Origin of the sequence: Streptomyces sp. NPDC057623, assembly GCF_042800355.1 — a bacterium.
Taxonomy (GTDB): Bacteria; Actinomycetota; Actinomycetes; order Streptomycetales; family Streptomycetaceae; genus Streptomyces.
The window spans coordinates 58,001-72,237 of record NZ_JBHVGZ010000054.1 but is presented as its reverse complement, the minus strand read 5'-3'; the positions used below and the strand labels follow the sequence as shown (position 1 = coordinate 72,237).

Sequence of the window (14,237 nt, the reverse complement as noted above, 5' to 3'; positions counted from 1 at the left end):
CCTTGTTCCGCTCTTGGGCGACCGCGAACACTCCCTGAGCAACCACACAGCAGCGGGCCACAGAACCCGGTGAACCTATGCGGTCAGAGCACTAGCGGCCGGTCAGGCACGACGGAGGCCCTGAGGGTCGTACCTAGGATGAGCCCATGTCACTCCCGCACGCGATCCTCACCGCCCTGGTCGAAAGGCCGTCCTCGGGGCTGGAGCTGACCCGTCGATTCGACCGGTCGATCGGGTACTTCTGGTCGGCGACGCACCAGCAGATCTATCGCGAACTGGGAAAACTGGAGGCCGAGGGCCTCATCCGCACCCTGCCGGCCGAGCAGCCGGCCCGCGGGCAGAAGAAGAGCTACGAAGTTCTGCCCGCGGGCCGTGCCGAACTGGCCCGCTGGACCGCCGCGTCCCAGGACCCGCGGCCGCACCGCGACACCCTGCTGCTGCGGATGCGCGCCGCCGCCGTCGTGGGGACCGACGGCATCGAAGCCGATCTTCGCCGCCATCTCGACCTCCACCAGCGGCAGTTGGCCGAGTACGAGGAGATCGAGAAGCGCGACTTCCCGCCCGGCAAGGACAGTTCCCAGGACCGGCTGCGGCACCTCGTGCTGCGCGCCGGCATCGACCTGGAGACCTTCTGGACGCAGTGGCTCACGCGCGCGCTTCAGGAGTTCGCCGAGCTGCCGGGCAGCGAGACGGCGTGAGCCCGGGCGCCCTCAGAACCGGTACGGCTTCGACTTGCGGCGCAGGAACCAGGCCGTGGCCAGGACTCCCGCGCCCACCAGGGCACCACCGCCCACCAGCGTGAGCGTGCCGTAGTCCGTCGAGCCGCCGCCCATACCGCCCATGACGCCGCGTGACGGCGAGGCGGTGGTGGAGATCGTGCGGGTGGGGGAGGGGCCCGAGACGATGACCGACTGGGTTCCCGCCGTCGTGCCGTTGGAGCACACGACGATCACGGTGTACGTGCCCGGGCTGACGCCCGACCAGGCCGCCGACTGCAAGGCGCTCGTCCCCGACAGGGACACCTGGCGCCCCTGGGCGAAGTTCGCCTGGCGGCTGTTGAGCAGGGAAGCGGTGCCCCAGCTGCCGTTGACGTTGCTGCACGCGGTGGTCGTGACGGAGACCGTGGACCCGGTGGTGCTCACGGAGATCCCCGAGACCGCGGCGGCCGAACCGGCGGCCACGACGAAGGGAAGTGCGGAGGCGGCTGCCACGGTCAGGCCCGAGCGGAGGAATAGCGATGAATTGCGCATGGAATGCCCTCCGGCGGCACGGTTGGCGGTACATCCGTAGCGCCGCCGGGGGTCGGGAACGTCCGTGCTGCCTCAGGGGCAGCCAATGCGCCCCGGGTGCCGTCCGCATGCGGACCGCACCCGGACAGGTGACACGCTGCTGCATGCGGGGGACACCGGACCGGATCTCAGTCCCGCGCGCCGGTCCTGACGGTCCGCTCCGCGGAGAAGCCGCCCCAGGTACCGTCCGGTAGCCTGCCCCGGATCCGTACCCGGTGGCCTGCCCCGGAGTCCGGGCCCAGGTAGAAGCTGTACGTGGCCCGCCCGCGCGGCGCGGTTCCGCCGTACGTCAGCGAGGTGGCCGCACGGCCGTCGAGGTGGACCTCGTACTCCGTGACGACGCCGTCCGTGTGCGGCGGCGCCCAGCTCAGATCGAGGTAGTACGCCCCGTCCGCCCGACGGGTCGTCGCCCGGAAGCCGGTCGGCGCGGTGCCGCGCCCGTCGTCGGTGCCCGGCGTGGTGATGCGGACGGCCGCCGTGGCCGGGGAGACGTTGTCGGCCGCGTCGCGGGCCCGGACGGTGAACGAGTAGCGGGCACCCGGCCTGAGTCCGGTGATCACGGTTGCCGTCTGGTTGCCGCCCACACTGTGGATCTTCGTGTCGCCCTGATGGATGTCGTACGACACCACGTCCCGGTCGTCCGTGGCCTTCGACCACGACAGCTGAACCGCTCTGCTGCCGACCGCCCGGCCGGTGGCCGTCCCCGGGCGCGTCGGCGCCGAGCGGTCGGCGGCCACGGCGGCGGGAGTCGTGGCCCGGACCTGCCTGCTCGGCGGCCCGAGGCGCCCCTCCGTGTCACGCGCTCGCACGGTGAACGCATACAGGGTGGAGGGCTTGAGCATGGTGACATCCACCATGTGCGCGGAACCCGGCACTTCCCTGACCTTCGTGGGGCCCCGATACACCTCGTAGACCCGGACCCCTTGGTCCGCGGAGACCACGTTCCACATGACGTGCACGCTCGTCGCACTGCCCGCGGCGGCCGTGACACCCGTGGGTGCCCCGGGCGGTCGGCCGCCGTCCTCGTCCGGGCCGCTCCAGGCACAGGACGACAGCAGTGCGAGCGCTGAGTAGAGGGCGGAAACCAGTACGAGAACGCGTCGCACGACTCTGCCTCCTGGGGGGCGACCTCGCGGCAATGGTCCGGACCAATATGGCGCGGCTGGCGCGATCACATCAAGAGGGCGTCGCTGCCGGCCTCTTCGCAGCGTTACGTATGCTGAAGCTCCTCACGGCCGAACTCTCCATGCGTGCGGGGGAGTTCGTGCCACGCGCGCGGGACGCTGTCGTCGCTGAACCCGCGCCGGACGCGGGCGGCCGGGGGTCCCGGTCCGGCGCGGACTCAGGCCCCCGGCCCCTGGCGGAAGTTCGGGGACGGTCGCGTGTCGCACGGGTGCGCACCGTATGGCCCCACTGGTGGCAACATGATCGGAATGGCACCAATTCAGGCTGATTATTTGCCAGTGCTTCGATCGGTGTCCGTCAGTGTCCCCGCCGAGAGGGTTCCTTATCGTGCGTTTCCAGTCGCTGACGCTGGTCGCGGCAGGCGCGGCTCTGCTCGCCCCGACGATGCCCACCGCATCACCCGCAGCGGACGAAGGACCCGAGGTGCGCCGTGCGACCGACATCGACGTCAGCGCCGCTGACCTGTTGTCGAAGGCGCGCGAGTGTGACCCCGTTTCGCGCGGGCGCTATCGAAGCGACAGCCGGGCGCCGGCGAAGATCCCGGTCTGCGGGGCACGCGGGGCGGTGTTCTGGAAGGCGGACATGGACATCGACTGCGACGGGCGGCCCACCCGCCACTGCAACCGCCGTACGGATCCCTACTTCTCCGCCGCGACGGCCTATCAGCAGTCCGACGGCCGCCACCTGAACGCCGAACGCCTCCCGTACATCGTCGTTCCCACCCCGAGTCACATCTGGGACCACGGCGCCCACGGCGTCCAGGGCGGCTCGGTCGCGGCCGTCGTGTACCGCGGCCGGGTGCGGTACGCGGTCGTCGGTGACGTCGGCCCGCCCGGCATCATCGGCGAGGCGTCGTACGCCACCGCCAAGGCCCTTGGCATCCCGCCCGATCCGCGCAGCGGCGGCACGGCCTCCGGCGTCACCTACATCGTCTTCAAGGACGCGCGGGCCCAGCCCATCGAGGACACTGCGGCCGCCACGAGGATCGGGGAGCGGCTGGCGAGGGAGTTCGTGGGCGGCGAGCCGCACGGCCAGTCCCAGGGACGGCCCCAGGATCCGTCCCCAGGCCAGTCCCCGGGCCGGCCCCAAGGCCCATCGCAGGGCAGGTCGTACCAGGAGTCGTACGGCGAGTCCTACGGTGGGCCGCCCGGCCGGTGAGGAGGCGTCAGACCGCCGACCAGCCGTCGTCGACCGGCAGGACCACGCCGTTGATGTTGCTCGCCGCGTCCGAGGCGAGGAACACGATGGCCGCGGCCTGCTCCTCGGGCTGGGCGAGCCTGCCGAGGTTGACGAAGTGCGGGCCGAGGGCAGCCGGTCCGTGGGCGTCCTGTGCGGCGTCCACGACTATGCCGGTCTGCGTGCCGCCCGGGGCGATGGCGTTCGCGCGGATCCCCTCCTTGCGGTACATCACCGCCAGGGACTTCGTCAGCCCGACCACACCGTGCTTCGACGCCGTGTAGGCGGCGCCCGCCGCGCTGCCGCGCAGACCCGCCTCGGACGCCGTGTTCACGATGGCGCCCCGGCCCGCCCGGAGCATGTGCGGCAGCACCGCCCGGGTGAGCAGGAACGGGGCGGTGAGGTTGACCCGTATGACCCGCTCCCACTCGGTGTCGGTGACGTCGGCCAGCGCTGACATGCGGTCCATGATCCCGGCGTTGTTGACCAGGACGTCCACGCCGCCGAAGCGTTCGACGGCGGTCTCCACCACCTGGTCGACGACCCCCTGCTCGCTCAGGTCCCCGACGACGGCGACCGCGCCGCCGCCCGTCTGCTCGATCTCCTTGACGACCGCCTCCGCGCCCTCGGCGTTGAGGTCCGCCGCCACGACCCGGGCGCCCTCCTTGGCGAAGGCCAGCGCGGCAGCGCGCCCGATGCCCGAGCCCGCTCCGGTGACGATGACGCTGCGTCCGTCCAGTCCGCCGCTCATGTGGTGCTCCCAATCGTGTGTCCTGAGGGCGGCGTGTCGAACGCGCCCGGGGACCTCACCCTACGACTTAATGTCTCTGAGTGACATAAACTCGTCGGGGAGAACGTCGGGGAGAATTCCGGGAGAGCGATCAGCGTCGGCCGGAGGACAACATGACCGCAGCCCGTGGACGTACGAGCCGGGCCACGAGCCGCCCCACAGGACGGCCGCCCCTGACCGAGGAGCGCAAGGCCGAGATCCGGCTGGACATCGCGCGGGCCGCCGTGGATCTGTTCGTCACCCAGGGCGTGGCGGCGACCACCGGTGAGCAGATCGGAGCGGCGGTCGGTGTCTCCTCGCGGACCGTGTGGCGCTACTTCCCGAGCAAGGAGAGCTGCGTACGGCCGCTGTTCTCGGCCGGCATCGACCTCATCGTCGACTGTCTGCGGCGATGGGGTCCCGAACAGCCCCTCGAGGAACTCCTCGACCGCGCACTGGCCGACGAGGACGACCTGCTCGCCGGACCCGACCGGGCGACCGTGGGGGCACTGGTACGGCTGACCCGCACCGAACCCGGGCTACGCGCGATCTGGCTCCAGACGTACGACGAGGCCGAACCGGCGTTCGCCCGCGCCCTCGCCGAACGGGCCGGGCTCCCCGCCGACGACCTGCGTCCGACGATCCGGGCGGCGATGTTCAACGCGGCCCTGCGCGCGGCGGTCGAGCACTACGCCTGGCGCACCGCCGACGCCCACCCGGACCGGACAGCGGCCGGGACCGAGCTGACGGCGACGTTGCGCTCGGCGCTGCGGGTCGCGGCGGAGGGCGTCGGGTAGGGGAGTGGCCCCGGGACGGACACGCCCCTGGGCCGGCGCCTCACGTCTTGCGGTACGAGTACGCCTCCGTGGCCGCAGCCTCGACCGCCGCCAGGTCGGCGCCCGTTGTGGCCGTGACGACCGCGGCCACCGCGCCTTCGACGAACGGAGCGTCCACCAGGCGTGAGTTGTCCGGGAGTTCGTCGCCCTCGGCGAGCAGGGCCTTCACGGTGAGGACCGCGCTGCCCAGGTCGGTGAGGATCGCGACGCCGGCGCCCCGGTCCACGGAGGCCGCCGCCGCGGCGATCAGTTCGGCACTGGTGCCGAGCTCGCCGCCCGCGGTGCCGCCCGCAGGTGCCACCGGCACCGCCGTACCGCCGCCCGCGAGCCCGCGTGCCAGCTCGGCCACCGACGCGGCGACCTGTGCGCTGTGCGACACCAGAACGATGCCGACGAGGCCCTCGCCCTCGTGCCCGTCACTCACCGTTCGCCTCCGCCAGCCCCGCGATCAGCAGCGCCGAGGACGTGGCACCGGGATCCTGGTGCCCGATGCTGCGCTCCCCGAGATAGCTGGCCCGTCCCTTGCGGGCCTGCAACGGTGTCGTCGCCTGGGCACCCTCCTCCGCGGCCGCGCGGGCCGCCGCGAAGCCGTCGCCGAGCGCGTCCACGGCGGGCACCAGCGCGTCGATCATGGTCTTGTCACCCGGCGCCGCGCCACCGAGGGTCATGACCGCGTCCACCCCCGCCCGCAGCGCCTGAGCGAACTGGTCCTCGCTCACCTCGTCCGCCTCACCGAGGGCCTTGCCGGTCCGCCGCAGCAGGGTCCCGTACAGCGGCCCCGACGCCCCGCCGACCGTCGAGATCAGCTGCCGCCCGGCGAGCGTCAGGACCGCACCGGGCGTCCGCGGGGGTTCCTTCTCCAGCTCCGCGGCCACTGCGGTGAACCCGCGCTGCAGGTTGCTGCCGTGGTCGGCGTCCCCGATGGGTGAGTCGAGAGCGGTGAGCCGTTCCGCCTCACGGTCGACGGAGGCGGCGGTCGCCGTCATCCAACGGCGGAAGAAATCGGCGTCGAGCACTGGATCTCCTTGCGTGGCAGGTGCTGTGCGGGCGTCCGGCTCCGGATCACATGCCCCATCGCAGCCCCGGCGTCTTCACCGGCGCGTTCCACAGTCGCAGCAACTCCTCGTCGACCTGGCACAGGGACACCGAGGCGCCGGCCATGTCGAGCGAGGTGACGTAGTTCCCGACGAGGGTGTGGGCGACGGAGACACCCCGCTCGGCGAGCACCCGCTGGACCTCGGCGTTGAAGCCGTAGAGCTCCAACAGCGGTGTCCCGCCCATGCCGTTGACCAGGACGAGGACCGGGTTGCGCGGGGGCATGTCCTCCAGGACGGCGCCCACGGCGAAGTCGGCGATCTCACCCGACGTCATCATCGCCCGCCGCTCCCGGCCGGGCTCGCCGTGGATGCCGATGCCCAACTCCAGCTCGCCGGGCGGCAGATCGAAGGTGGGGCTGCCCTTGGCGGGCGTGGTGCAGGCGCTGAGCGCGACGCCGAAGCTGCGGGCGTTCTCGTTGACCTGACGCCCGATCGCCTCCACGCGCTCCAGCGGCTGCCCCTCGTCCGCCGCCGCACCGGCGATCTTCTCCACGAACAAGGTCGCCCCCGTGCCGCGGCGCCCTGCCGTGTAGAGGCTGTCGGTCACCGCCACGTCATCGTTGACCAGCACCTTCGCGACCTGGATGCCCTCGTCCTCGGCGAGTTCGGCCGCCATGTCGAAGTTGAGGACGTCGCCCGTGTAGTTCTTGACGATGAACAGCACACCCGCCCCGCTGTCCACGGCGGACGCGGCCCGCACCATCTGATCGGGCACGGGCGACGTGAACACCTCACCCGGACAGGCCGCCGACAGCATCCCCGGACCCACGAATCCACCGTGCAGCGGCTCGTGCCCCGACCCGCCACCGGAGATGAGGGCGACCTTCCCCGCCACGGGGGCGTCGCGCCGTACGATCACTCGCTTGTCCACGTCGACGACCAGTTCGGGGTGGGCGGCCGTCATCCCGCGCAGCGCGTCCGCGACCACGCTCTCCGCGACGTTGATCAGCATCTTCATGGGATACCTCCTGGTGAGGCTAGCAGATGGGCTGATGACCTGTGTTTTTGCAGCTCAGGATGGGTAAGGTCAGTTGTTGATCTTGGCGGTCCATGGCGGTCGGAAGCGGGTTCTGGCGGTACTGATGCTGACCTAATGCTGACTTTGATGACGGGACGTCAGTTTCCGGGAGTGGTCGGTGGTGGGTCGGTGAGATGGCCCTTATTGGCAGTATCGACCTTGCGGATGCGAAGGTCACGCGCCGTCGGATACCCGTGCGCGTGCCCGGTGCTCTCGTAGTCGCAGGAGCGGCCGTGTATTCCTCGCACGAGCGTCAGGGGAGTTCGTTTTGCAGGGCGGGGCCAACGCCGTTTATGCCTGCCGTGGCCGCTGGCGGAGTGGAGTCGTCCGACGGAGACTGTATGGAGTGCCATAAGGTTCTTGGTCAGCTGGTGGTACACGATGCTGTGGCCTCTGACTTGCACCGGTGATGCGTACGGGGAGGGCCCGTCGTCGATTGGCCCGTGCCTGGTCCGGATCTTGTTCGGCATGCGGCGGTACACGGCCACGCAGGGGTCGGGGCTTCGTCCCGAAGAAGCTGGCCGCCGTACGGTTGCCCGAGGACATGGACGGTGTACCTCGCCTGTACGGCGCCGTCCTCCTCGCCCCGGACAACGAAGACGGGGAAGGCGATGCAGCGCATTCGGCAGTGCGGCTTCGGATGATGCATGTACGGCTCGCTCGCGCGGAGCTGGAGCACACCGAACTCTGCACTTGAGCCCATACCCAGCATTGCACGTGACCTTGTACCCCGACACCCGGCGATGCGGGTTCTTCGGCACCCGTCACGCGGTCCTGGAAACGCCAGATGGCACCTCGGTCTCACCGGCCCACAGCGAACTGCGTTGGGCAGCGCTGTCCCTCATGGATGGAACATGACGCAGATGACGAGGAGAACTGGCAAGGCTGTGGGGTTCAGGATCGCTTCAGCCTGGACGCGGGACGTCGGGCCCTCTGCGCGTTCTGATACTCGAATCGGGTGAGGCAATCCGGCCCAGGGGCCTCTGCCGTCGTGGCGGGCGGCGCAAGCGAGGAGCCTAGTGCTTGGCTTGCCGGGCCGGTCGCACCCCGCGCCTTGCGGCCGAGCTGGTGCGGGCGCGCGGGAGCGGTCCCGGCACACGTGGCACCGTGCCGCCACCTGCGCCCGCGGCGCTGGTTCGCGCACCTCCAGCACGTCGGCCGGACTGGCGATTGCATACCTGAGCAGCAGGAGGGCGATCTCCACGCCCGGTCTCCGTCCGCGCGCTCGGCTGGCGCCGCCCTCGGCTTGGCAATCCGTCTGGGTCCAGCTCGTCGAAGAGCTTGGCACGGTCTGCGCCGGTAGCCCACACCTGGTCGATCAGGGAGGAGGTGAGGGGCAGGGTTAAGGAGTCGCTGCGTTGTGGTCCGGTCGGGGGCGGACCGGGTCGCCGGGCCGCCCCGTCGCAGCAGCACGGTCAGGCCCGGTAGCCGAGGACGGCCATCATCCCGGCCTCGCCGTGGTAGGCGTTGTGGCAGTGCAGCATCCACTGCCCTGGGTTGTCGGCGTCGAAGAGGACGGACAACGTCTTCTTCGGCAGCACGATCGCGGTGTCCTTGCGCGGGCCTTTGGTGCCCAGCTGGTAGGTGTGGCCGTGCAGGTGCATCGGGTGCCACATCGTGGTGGTGTTGACGAAGTCCAGCCGGACTCGTTGGCCCGTTTCGACGAGGATCGGACGGGCGTCCGGATCACTCATGTCGAACCGCTCGCCGTTGATGGCCCAGTTGTAGCGGTGCATGCCGCCGGTCAGTTCGATGCGGTGGACCCGGTCGGCCTTCTTCGACGTCAGTCGGACGTCATCGGTCGCCCGCAGTTGTGCGGCGGTGGGGATCTCCCCGTCCAGCTCCTTCGGCCGCATGCTCGTGCTCGGGGCAGCGCCGGAACCGGTGCGGACCAGGGCCATGCCCGTGGTGTTCTTGCCCTCGGCCAGCGCGACGAGCGGGAAGACGCCGTCGCCGAGGGTGACCAGGACGTCGTATCGCTCACCCATGCCGATCAGCAGGGCGTCCACCTGCCGATGCTCGACGGGGAACCCGTCGGTGTGGGTGATGGTCAGCCGGTGGCCGCCGAGCGCCACACGGTACGCCGTGTCACCGCCGGCGTTGATGATGCGCAGCCGGATCCGCTTGCCGGGCGTTCCCCGGTAGACGTCGGCGTCGGAGGCCACCCGTCCATTGACCAGGTGGTATGGGTACTTCACGTCTCCGGCGTCGCCGCCGAGCAGGTCGCTCGTGGCGCCCATCAGCCTGAACCTCATGGACATGCTGTCGGACGAGGGCGAAGAGGACGAGGACGAAGAGCTGTCGTCCATCTCCATGCCGTCCATGGCGCCCATGCCATGCCCGCCCATGCCCTGGCGCAGTTCCGCGAAGACTTCGTCGGGCGTGCCGGTGACCCCGTCGACCCAGTCGTCCAGGACCACGACCCACTCGTCGTCGTACGACAGCGGCTCCCTGGGGTCCTCGACGATCAGCGGCGCGTACAGGCCCCGGTCGAGCTGGACGCCTACGTGGGGATGGAAGAAGTACGTTCCGGGAGCGTCGGCGATGAAGCGGTAGGTGAAGTTGGAACCCGCCCGTACGACGTTCTGAGTGACCGGGGGCGCGCCGTCCATGTCGTTGCGCAGGGCGATGCCGTGCCAGTGGAGGGAGGTGGAGGTCCTGCCCGGCAGCTGGTTGGAGAGTTCGGCGGCCAGGGTGTCGCCGGTGGAGACCCGGATCTCCTTGCCTGGGGTCCGTCCGCTGAACGCCCAGCTCTTGGCCGTGACTCGGTCGCCGAGGTCGAGCACGGCGGGCGCGGCGGTCAGGGTCACATTGCGCACCGTGCCGGTGCCGGCGCGCCTCTTCTCGGTGGCCGCCACCGCCGAGCCGGAGGGGCTGACCAAGGAGGGTGTGTCGCCGCTGCCGGGGCCGTTGGTGCAGGCGGCGAGCGCGCCCGCGCCCACGGCGCCGAGGCCAGCCAGCAGGACGGAGCGGCGGTTGATGGTGTTCAAGGCGTGACTCTCTTCTCGATGTGTCTGACGGGGTCGCCTGCGCGACGGCCGTCCGCGTGGGGGCGCGCGGGCGACAGCCGTGGGCGCGACCTACAGCAGAAAGCGAGAGAGGACGGAAAGGTCGGGCGGCGCGCGGGTCGTCGTTCCGGGCACCTCGCGGCCGATGACTGGTCCGAGTGCCGCACCCTTGTCGTAGTAGGGGCGGAGAGCGGTTGGTGGCGCCAGGTTCACCGTGTCGACGCCGATGGCAGAGCAGTGCTGTGTGGCCATGGTCGAGCAGGCGCCCTCGCCGCCGTCGGGGGTCGGGGCCTCGGGCGCCGAGACGTGCATCGCCGCAGCCACCGGCATGCCCATGGCCGTCGTATCGCCCGTGTGCGGCATGGCGCTCGTGGTGGACAAGCCGAAGGCCGGTGCCGGTGCCGGTGCCGCTGGCTCGGCCGCCGTCCCGTGGTGCACGAGCAACGTGAGTGCTGCGAACAGCGCGATGACGACGGCACGCGTCCAGCGGCCGGCGCCGCCGTGTGCGCTGACCCGCCGGGCTCGGCGTGCCGTCATCGTTCTCCATGCCTTTCCGCTGTTGTACCCCGTGCCCACTGTACCCCCGGGGGGTAGCAATGCGGGACGACTCAGGTTCAGGGCTCATCATGCCGGTGAGGGGTGTGCCGGAGTTCCACCGCCGAGGTTTCGTATCGATCCGGGTCGGCGTCGTGGGCGGCCGCGCAGTGGGCGGAGCAGAAGTGCAGGGTGCCGTGGGCGGTGTCCCGGTGTTCCGGTGTGGTGGCAGGGTCGACCTGCATGCCGCAGACCGGGTCGGTCACCGAGGGGGCGTGTGAATCCGTGTCGTCGGCGGCCGTCTCCGTCAACGGTCGTACGGCCTTCGGCGCCACGGCGTCCGACAGTGGCTCGGGGTGCCAGCGACGCAGCCGGGACGCGTTGGTGACCACTGACAGGGAGGACAGGGTCATGGCCGCGGCGGCGATGATCGGGCTGAGGCGGATGCCCCACAGCGGGTAGAGGGCGCCGGCTGCGATAGGGATGCCGACGGCGTTGTAGACCAGCGCGAAGAACAGGTTCTGCTTGATGTTGCGCATGGTCGCCCGCGACAGCCGGATCGCGGTGACGACGCCGGACAGCGAGCCGGAGATGAGCGTGATGTCGGCGGCTTCGATCGCGACATCCGTGCCGGTGCCGATCGCGAGGCCAACGTCGGCCTGGGCCAGGGCGGGCGCGTCGTTGATACCGTCGCCGACCATGCCGACGGTGCGGCCTTCGCCCTGAAGGCGGCGGATCTCGTCGGCCTTGTGCTCCGGCAGAACCTCGGCCAGCACCCGCCGTACGCCGACCTGTTCGGCGATCGCGGCGGCGGTGCGGGCGCTGTCACCGGTGAGGATGACCGTGCCGATGCCGAGGCGGTGCAGGGCGGCGATGGCCTGGACCGAGTCGTCCTTGACGGTGTCGGCCACGGCGAGCACGCCAGCCGACTGCCCGTCGACGGCGGCGAGGACGGGCGTCTTGCCCTCGGCCGAGAAATTCTCGGCCTGCCCGCGCAGGTGAGCGGTCTCGATACCGACGTCGGCGAGCAGCCGGGCCGTGCCCACGGTGACGGCCTTGCCGTTCACGGTGGCCTGGACGCCCTTGCCGGTGACGGAGTCGAAGGCCGATGCGGCGGGCGCGGTGACGCCGCGCTCATGCGCGCCGGCGACGATCGCGGTGGCCAGCGGATGCTCACTGTCGGCCTCTGCGGCGGCCACCAGCGCAAGCAGTTCGTCCTCGGTGAAGCCGTCGGCGGGACGTACGTCGGTGAGAACCGGCTTGCCCGCGGTGACCGTGCCGGTCTTGTCCAGGACGACGGTGTCGATCTTGTGGGCGGTTTCCAGGGCTTCGGCGGAGCGGATCAGGATGCCCGCCTGCGCGCCCTTGCCGGTGCCGACCATCACCGACAGCGGGGTGGCCAGGCCTAGTGCGCAGGGACAGGCGATGATCAGAACGGCGACCGCGGAGACCAACGCCAGCGTCAGGGCAGGCGAGGGGCCGACCGTGTACCAGAGGGCGAAGGCCGCGATGGCGATCGCGATGACGGCGGGTACGAAGTACGCCGAGATCGCGTCGGCCAGCCGCTGGATCGGCGCCTTGGACGCCTGGGCCTGCTGCACGAGCCGGATGATCTGCGCGAGCATCGTGTCGGCGCCGATCTTGGCAGCCCGCACGCGCAGGCTGCCCGTGGTGTTGACGGTGGCCCCGATGACGGTGTGCCCGGCGCGCTTGGTCACGGGCATCGGCTCCCCGGTGACCATCGACTCGTCGACCGACGACGCCCCGGAGAGCACCTCGGCGTCGACGGGGATCTTCTCGCCGGGCCGGATGACGATCTCATCGCCCACCGCGACCTCGTCGACGGGGATCTCGGTCTCGCCGCCGTCCCTGATGACCCGGGCGGTACGGGCCTGGAGCCCGAGGAGTGCCCGGATGGCCTGGCCGGTGCCGGCCTTGGCGCGTGCCTCCAGCAGCCGCCCGAGCAGGATGAGGGTGAGGATGACGCCGACGGCCTCGAAGTAGACCTCGCGGACGTCCTCCGGCAGCAGCCGGGGCGCCAGCGTGACCAGCAGGCTGTAACCGTAGGCCGCCGAAGTGCCCAACGTGATCAAGGAGTTCATGTCGGCGCCGCGGTTCCGCAGGGTGAGCCAGCCGATGCGATGGATGGGCCACCCCGTGTAGCACATCACTGGAGTGATCAGGGCCAGCTGCACCCAGTGGTTCAGCATCCAACCCGGCACCCAGCCGGCGCCGAAGAGCTCGTCGGCCATCACCGCGAACAGCACGGGCAGCGTGAGCACCGCGCCGACTGCGACCCGGCGGCCGAGGTCTCCGATCTCCGCGCGCCGCTCGGCGACCTCCGCTGCCTCGGCGTCGGCAGCGGACGTACGGTCGTCCGGTGCCGTGTCGTCCGTGGCGGCGAGTGCCTCGCCGCCGCTGGAGCCCTCGCCCGGGTCGACCACGAGCGTGCCGTGGATCATGTTCATTCCGCAGGCGAACCCGAACGATCCCGCCCGCTCGGGCCGCAGCCGCACAGTGGTGCGCTCGTACCCGGGCAGTCCGGCGCTGACGTGCAGGTCGGGGAAGACGACTCGGTTGGTGCATTCGCCGCTCTCCTGCCGGTCGAAGACCAGCTCCAGCGGCACCCCTTGCCGCACCCGGATCACGTCAGGGTTGTAGCCGCCCCGCACAGTCACCTCCACCCGCTGCACCCCGCCCTCGATCAGGGCGGTACGCGCGCGGCGCGGGCCGAAGAAAAACCAGCTCAACGCGACGACGAGTATGGCGGCCAGGGCCACCACGACAATGTCGGCGGTATCCATGGCAGACCTTCTCTCTGCGGCTGCTTCTCAGACTCCTCCCGAATACCCCCACAGGGTCAGGGCCCAATGGTCCAGGTGTTTTGGCCTCATCGGCCCATGACGCGCTGCCGTGCGGGGGCGACGGTGAAGGTGAGGAACCGGGAAGACGCAGGCGCCAGGCCCCGTCTCCCGCAGTCCGGCGAGGAAGCGGGTGACCGTGATGTTCTGGTACGACCACGGTCCCAGTGGATGGGGCTGGTTCACCATGTCGGTCGGCATGATCCTCTTCTGGGCGGTGATCATCACCTTCGGTGTGCTTCTCTTCCGGGCCTTGTCCCGGCCGGGTGACATGAAGACGGCGCTCGGGCCCGTGCTGCCGCGCCCCACCGCCGAGCAGCTCCTTGCCGAACGCTTCGCCCGCGGCGAGATCGACGAGGACGAGTACCACCGCCGCCTGACCGTCCTGAGCGGACACGCCGACGACGGCCCCCGGCTCAGTAAGAGCTGACCACAGAACCGACGGGCATGCTTTCGAGGAGGCC

At 70.7% G+C, this 14,237-nt stretch carries 13 protein-coding genes; 4 read left to right on the top strand and 9 right to left on the bottom strand.

Annotation, left to right across the window (positions count from 1 at the left end; translation table 11 throughout):
- Positions 1-146: 146 nt before the first annotated feature.
- Complete coding sequence (locus ACFU95_RS37180; protein WP_383837555.1) at positions 147-698, top strand: PadR family transcriptional regulator; 552 nt, start codon at positions 147-149, stop codon at positions 696-698.
- Positions 699-710: 12 nt separating this feature from the next.
- Here the strand turns inward: ACFU95_RS37180 and ACFU95_RS37175 are convergent, their stop codons facing one another.
- Positions 711-1,250, bottom strand: a complete 540-nt coding sequence (locus tag ACFU95_RS37175) for a hypothetical protein (RefSeq protein WP_383837552.1) — start codon at positions 1,248-1,250, stop codon at positions 711-713.
- A 167-nt stretch (positions 1,251-1,417) separates the two neighbouring features.
- Positions 1,418-2,395 carry a fibronectin type III domain-containing protein gene (locus ACFU95_RS37170; protein WP_383837549.1) on the bottom strand — a complete coding sequence of 326 codons (978 nt, stop codon included), beginning with the start codon at positions 2,393-2,395 and terminating at the stop codon, positions 1,418-1,420.
- A 406-nt stretch (positions 2,396-2,801) separates the two neighbouring features.
- On the opposite strand from ACFU95_RS37170, the gene ACFU95_RS37165 reads away from it, so the two are divergent.
- Positions 2,802-3,632, top strand: coding sequence for a glycoside hydrolase family 75 protein (locus ACFU95_RS37165; RefSeq protein WP_383837546.1), 831 nt, complete (start codon positions 2,802-2,804; stop codon positions 3,630-3,632).
- 7 nt (positions 3,633-3,639) lie between these two features.
- Here ACFU95_RS37165 and ACFU95_RS37160 read toward each other — a convergent pair whose 3' ends face one another.
- Positions 3,640-4,401 carry an SDR family NAD(P)-dependent oxidoreductase gene (locus ACFU95_RS37160; protein WP_383837543.1) on the bottom strand — a complete coding sequence of 254 codons (762 nt, stop codon included), beginning with the start codon at positions 4,399-4,401 and terminating at the stop codon, positions 3,640-3,642.
- A 152-nt stretch (positions 4,402-4,553) separates the two neighbouring features.
- Here ACFU95_RS37160 and ACFU95_RS37155 point away from each other — a divergent pair, with 152 nt between their 5' ends.
- Entirely contained in the window at positions 4,554-5,216 is a 663-nt protein-coding gene (locus tag ACFU95_RS37155; RefSeq protein ID WP_383837540.1) for a TetR/AcrR family transcriptional regulator, read from the top strand.
- Between the two features lie 40 nt (positions 5,217-5,256).
- On the opposite strand, the gene ACFU95_RS37150 is transcribed toward ACFU95_RS37155, so the two are convergent.
- From ACFU95_RS37150 to ACFU95_RS37125, 6 genes are all read right to left on the bottom strand, one after another.
- Entirely contained in the window at positions 5,257-5,679 is a 423-nt protein-coding gene (locus ACFU95_RS37150; protein WP_383837537.1) for a PTS-dependent dihydroxyacetone kinase phosphotransferase subunit DhaM, read from the bottom strand.
- Positions 5,672-6,271, bottom strand: coding sequence for a dihydroxyacetone kinase subunit DhaL (dhaL, locus tag ACFU95_RS37145; protein ID WP_383837534.1), 600 nt, complete (start codon positions 6,269-6,271; stop codon positions 5,672-5,674). The genes ACFU95_RS37150 and dhaL overlap by 8 nt, the downstream gene beginning before the upstream one ends.
- A gap of 46 nt (positions 6,272-6,317) precedes the next feature.
- Complete coding sequence (gene dhaK / locus ACFU95_RS37140) at positions 6,318-7,310, bottom strand: dihydroxyacetone kinase subunit DhaK (RefSeq protein ID WP_383837531.1); 993 nt, start codon at positions 7,308-7,310, stop codon at positions 6,318-6,320.
- Positions 7,311-8,785: 1,475 nt separating this feature from the next.
- A complete protein-coding gene (locus ACFU95_RS37135) occupies positions 8,786-10,360 on the bottom strand; it encodes a multicopper oxidase family protein (RefSeq protein ID WP_383837528.1) in 1,575 nt (524 codons plus the stop codon).
- A 90-nt stretch (positions 10,361-10,450) separates the two neighbouring features.
- Positions 10,451-10,915 (bottom strand): hypothetical protein, encoded by a 465-nt coding sequence (locus tag ACFU95_RS37130; RefSeq protein WP_383837526.1) that lies wholly within the window; start codon positions 10,913-10,915, stop codon positions 10,451-10,453.
- Between the two features lie 77 nt (positions 10,916-10,992).
- A complete protein-coding gene (locus ACFU95_RS37125; protein WP_383837523.1) occupies positions 10,993-13,716 on the bottom strand; it encodes a heavy metal translocating P-type ATPase in 2,724 nt (907 codons plus the stop codon).
- Between the two features lie 199 nt (positions 13,717-13,915).
- Between ACFU95_RS37125 and ACFU95_RS37120 the strand changes: the two genes are divergently transcribed.
- The gene (locus ACFU95_RS37120) at positions 13,916-14,203 is read left to right on the top strand and encodes an SHOCT domain-containing protein (RefSeq protein ID WP_383837564.1); all 288 of its coding nucleotides are present in this window, start codon (positions 13,916-13,918) and stop codon (positions 14,201-14,203) included.
- Positions 14,204-14,237: the final 34 nt, after the last annotated feature.

Coding starts and splice junctions, on each gene's coding strand:
- dhaK (WP_383837531.1), bottom strand. CDS start 7,310: ATGAAGATGCTGATCAACGTCGCGGAGAGCGTGGTCGCGGACGCGCTG.
- ACFU95_RS37120 (WP_383837564.1), top strand. CDS start 13,916: ATGTTCTGGTACGACCACGGTCCCAGTGGATGGGGCTGGTTCACCATG.
- ACFU95_RS37125 (WP_383837523.1), bottom strand. CDS start 13,716: ATGGATACCGCCGACATTGTCGTGGTGGCCCTGGCCGCCATACTCGTC.
- ACFU95_RS37130 (WP_383837526.1), bottom strand. CDS start 10,915: ATGACGGCACGCCGAGCCCGGCGGGTCAGCGCACACGGCGGCGCCGGC.
- ACFU95_RS37155 (WP_383837540.1), top strand. CDS start 4,554: ATGACCGCAGCCCGTGGACGTACGAGCCGGGCCACGAGCCGCCCCACA.
- ACFU95_RS37175 (WP_383837552.1), bottom strand. CDS start 1,250: ATGCGCAATTCATCGCTATTCCTCCGCTCGGGCCTGACCGTGGCAGCC.
- ACFU95_RS37160 (WP_383837543.1), bottom strand. CDS start 4,401: ATGAGCGGCGGACTGGACGGACGCAGCGTCATCGTCACCGGAGCGGGC.
- ACFU95_RS37180 (WP_383837555.1), top strand. CDS start 147: ATGTCACTCCCGCACGCGATCCTCACCGCCCTGGTCGAAAGGCCGTCC.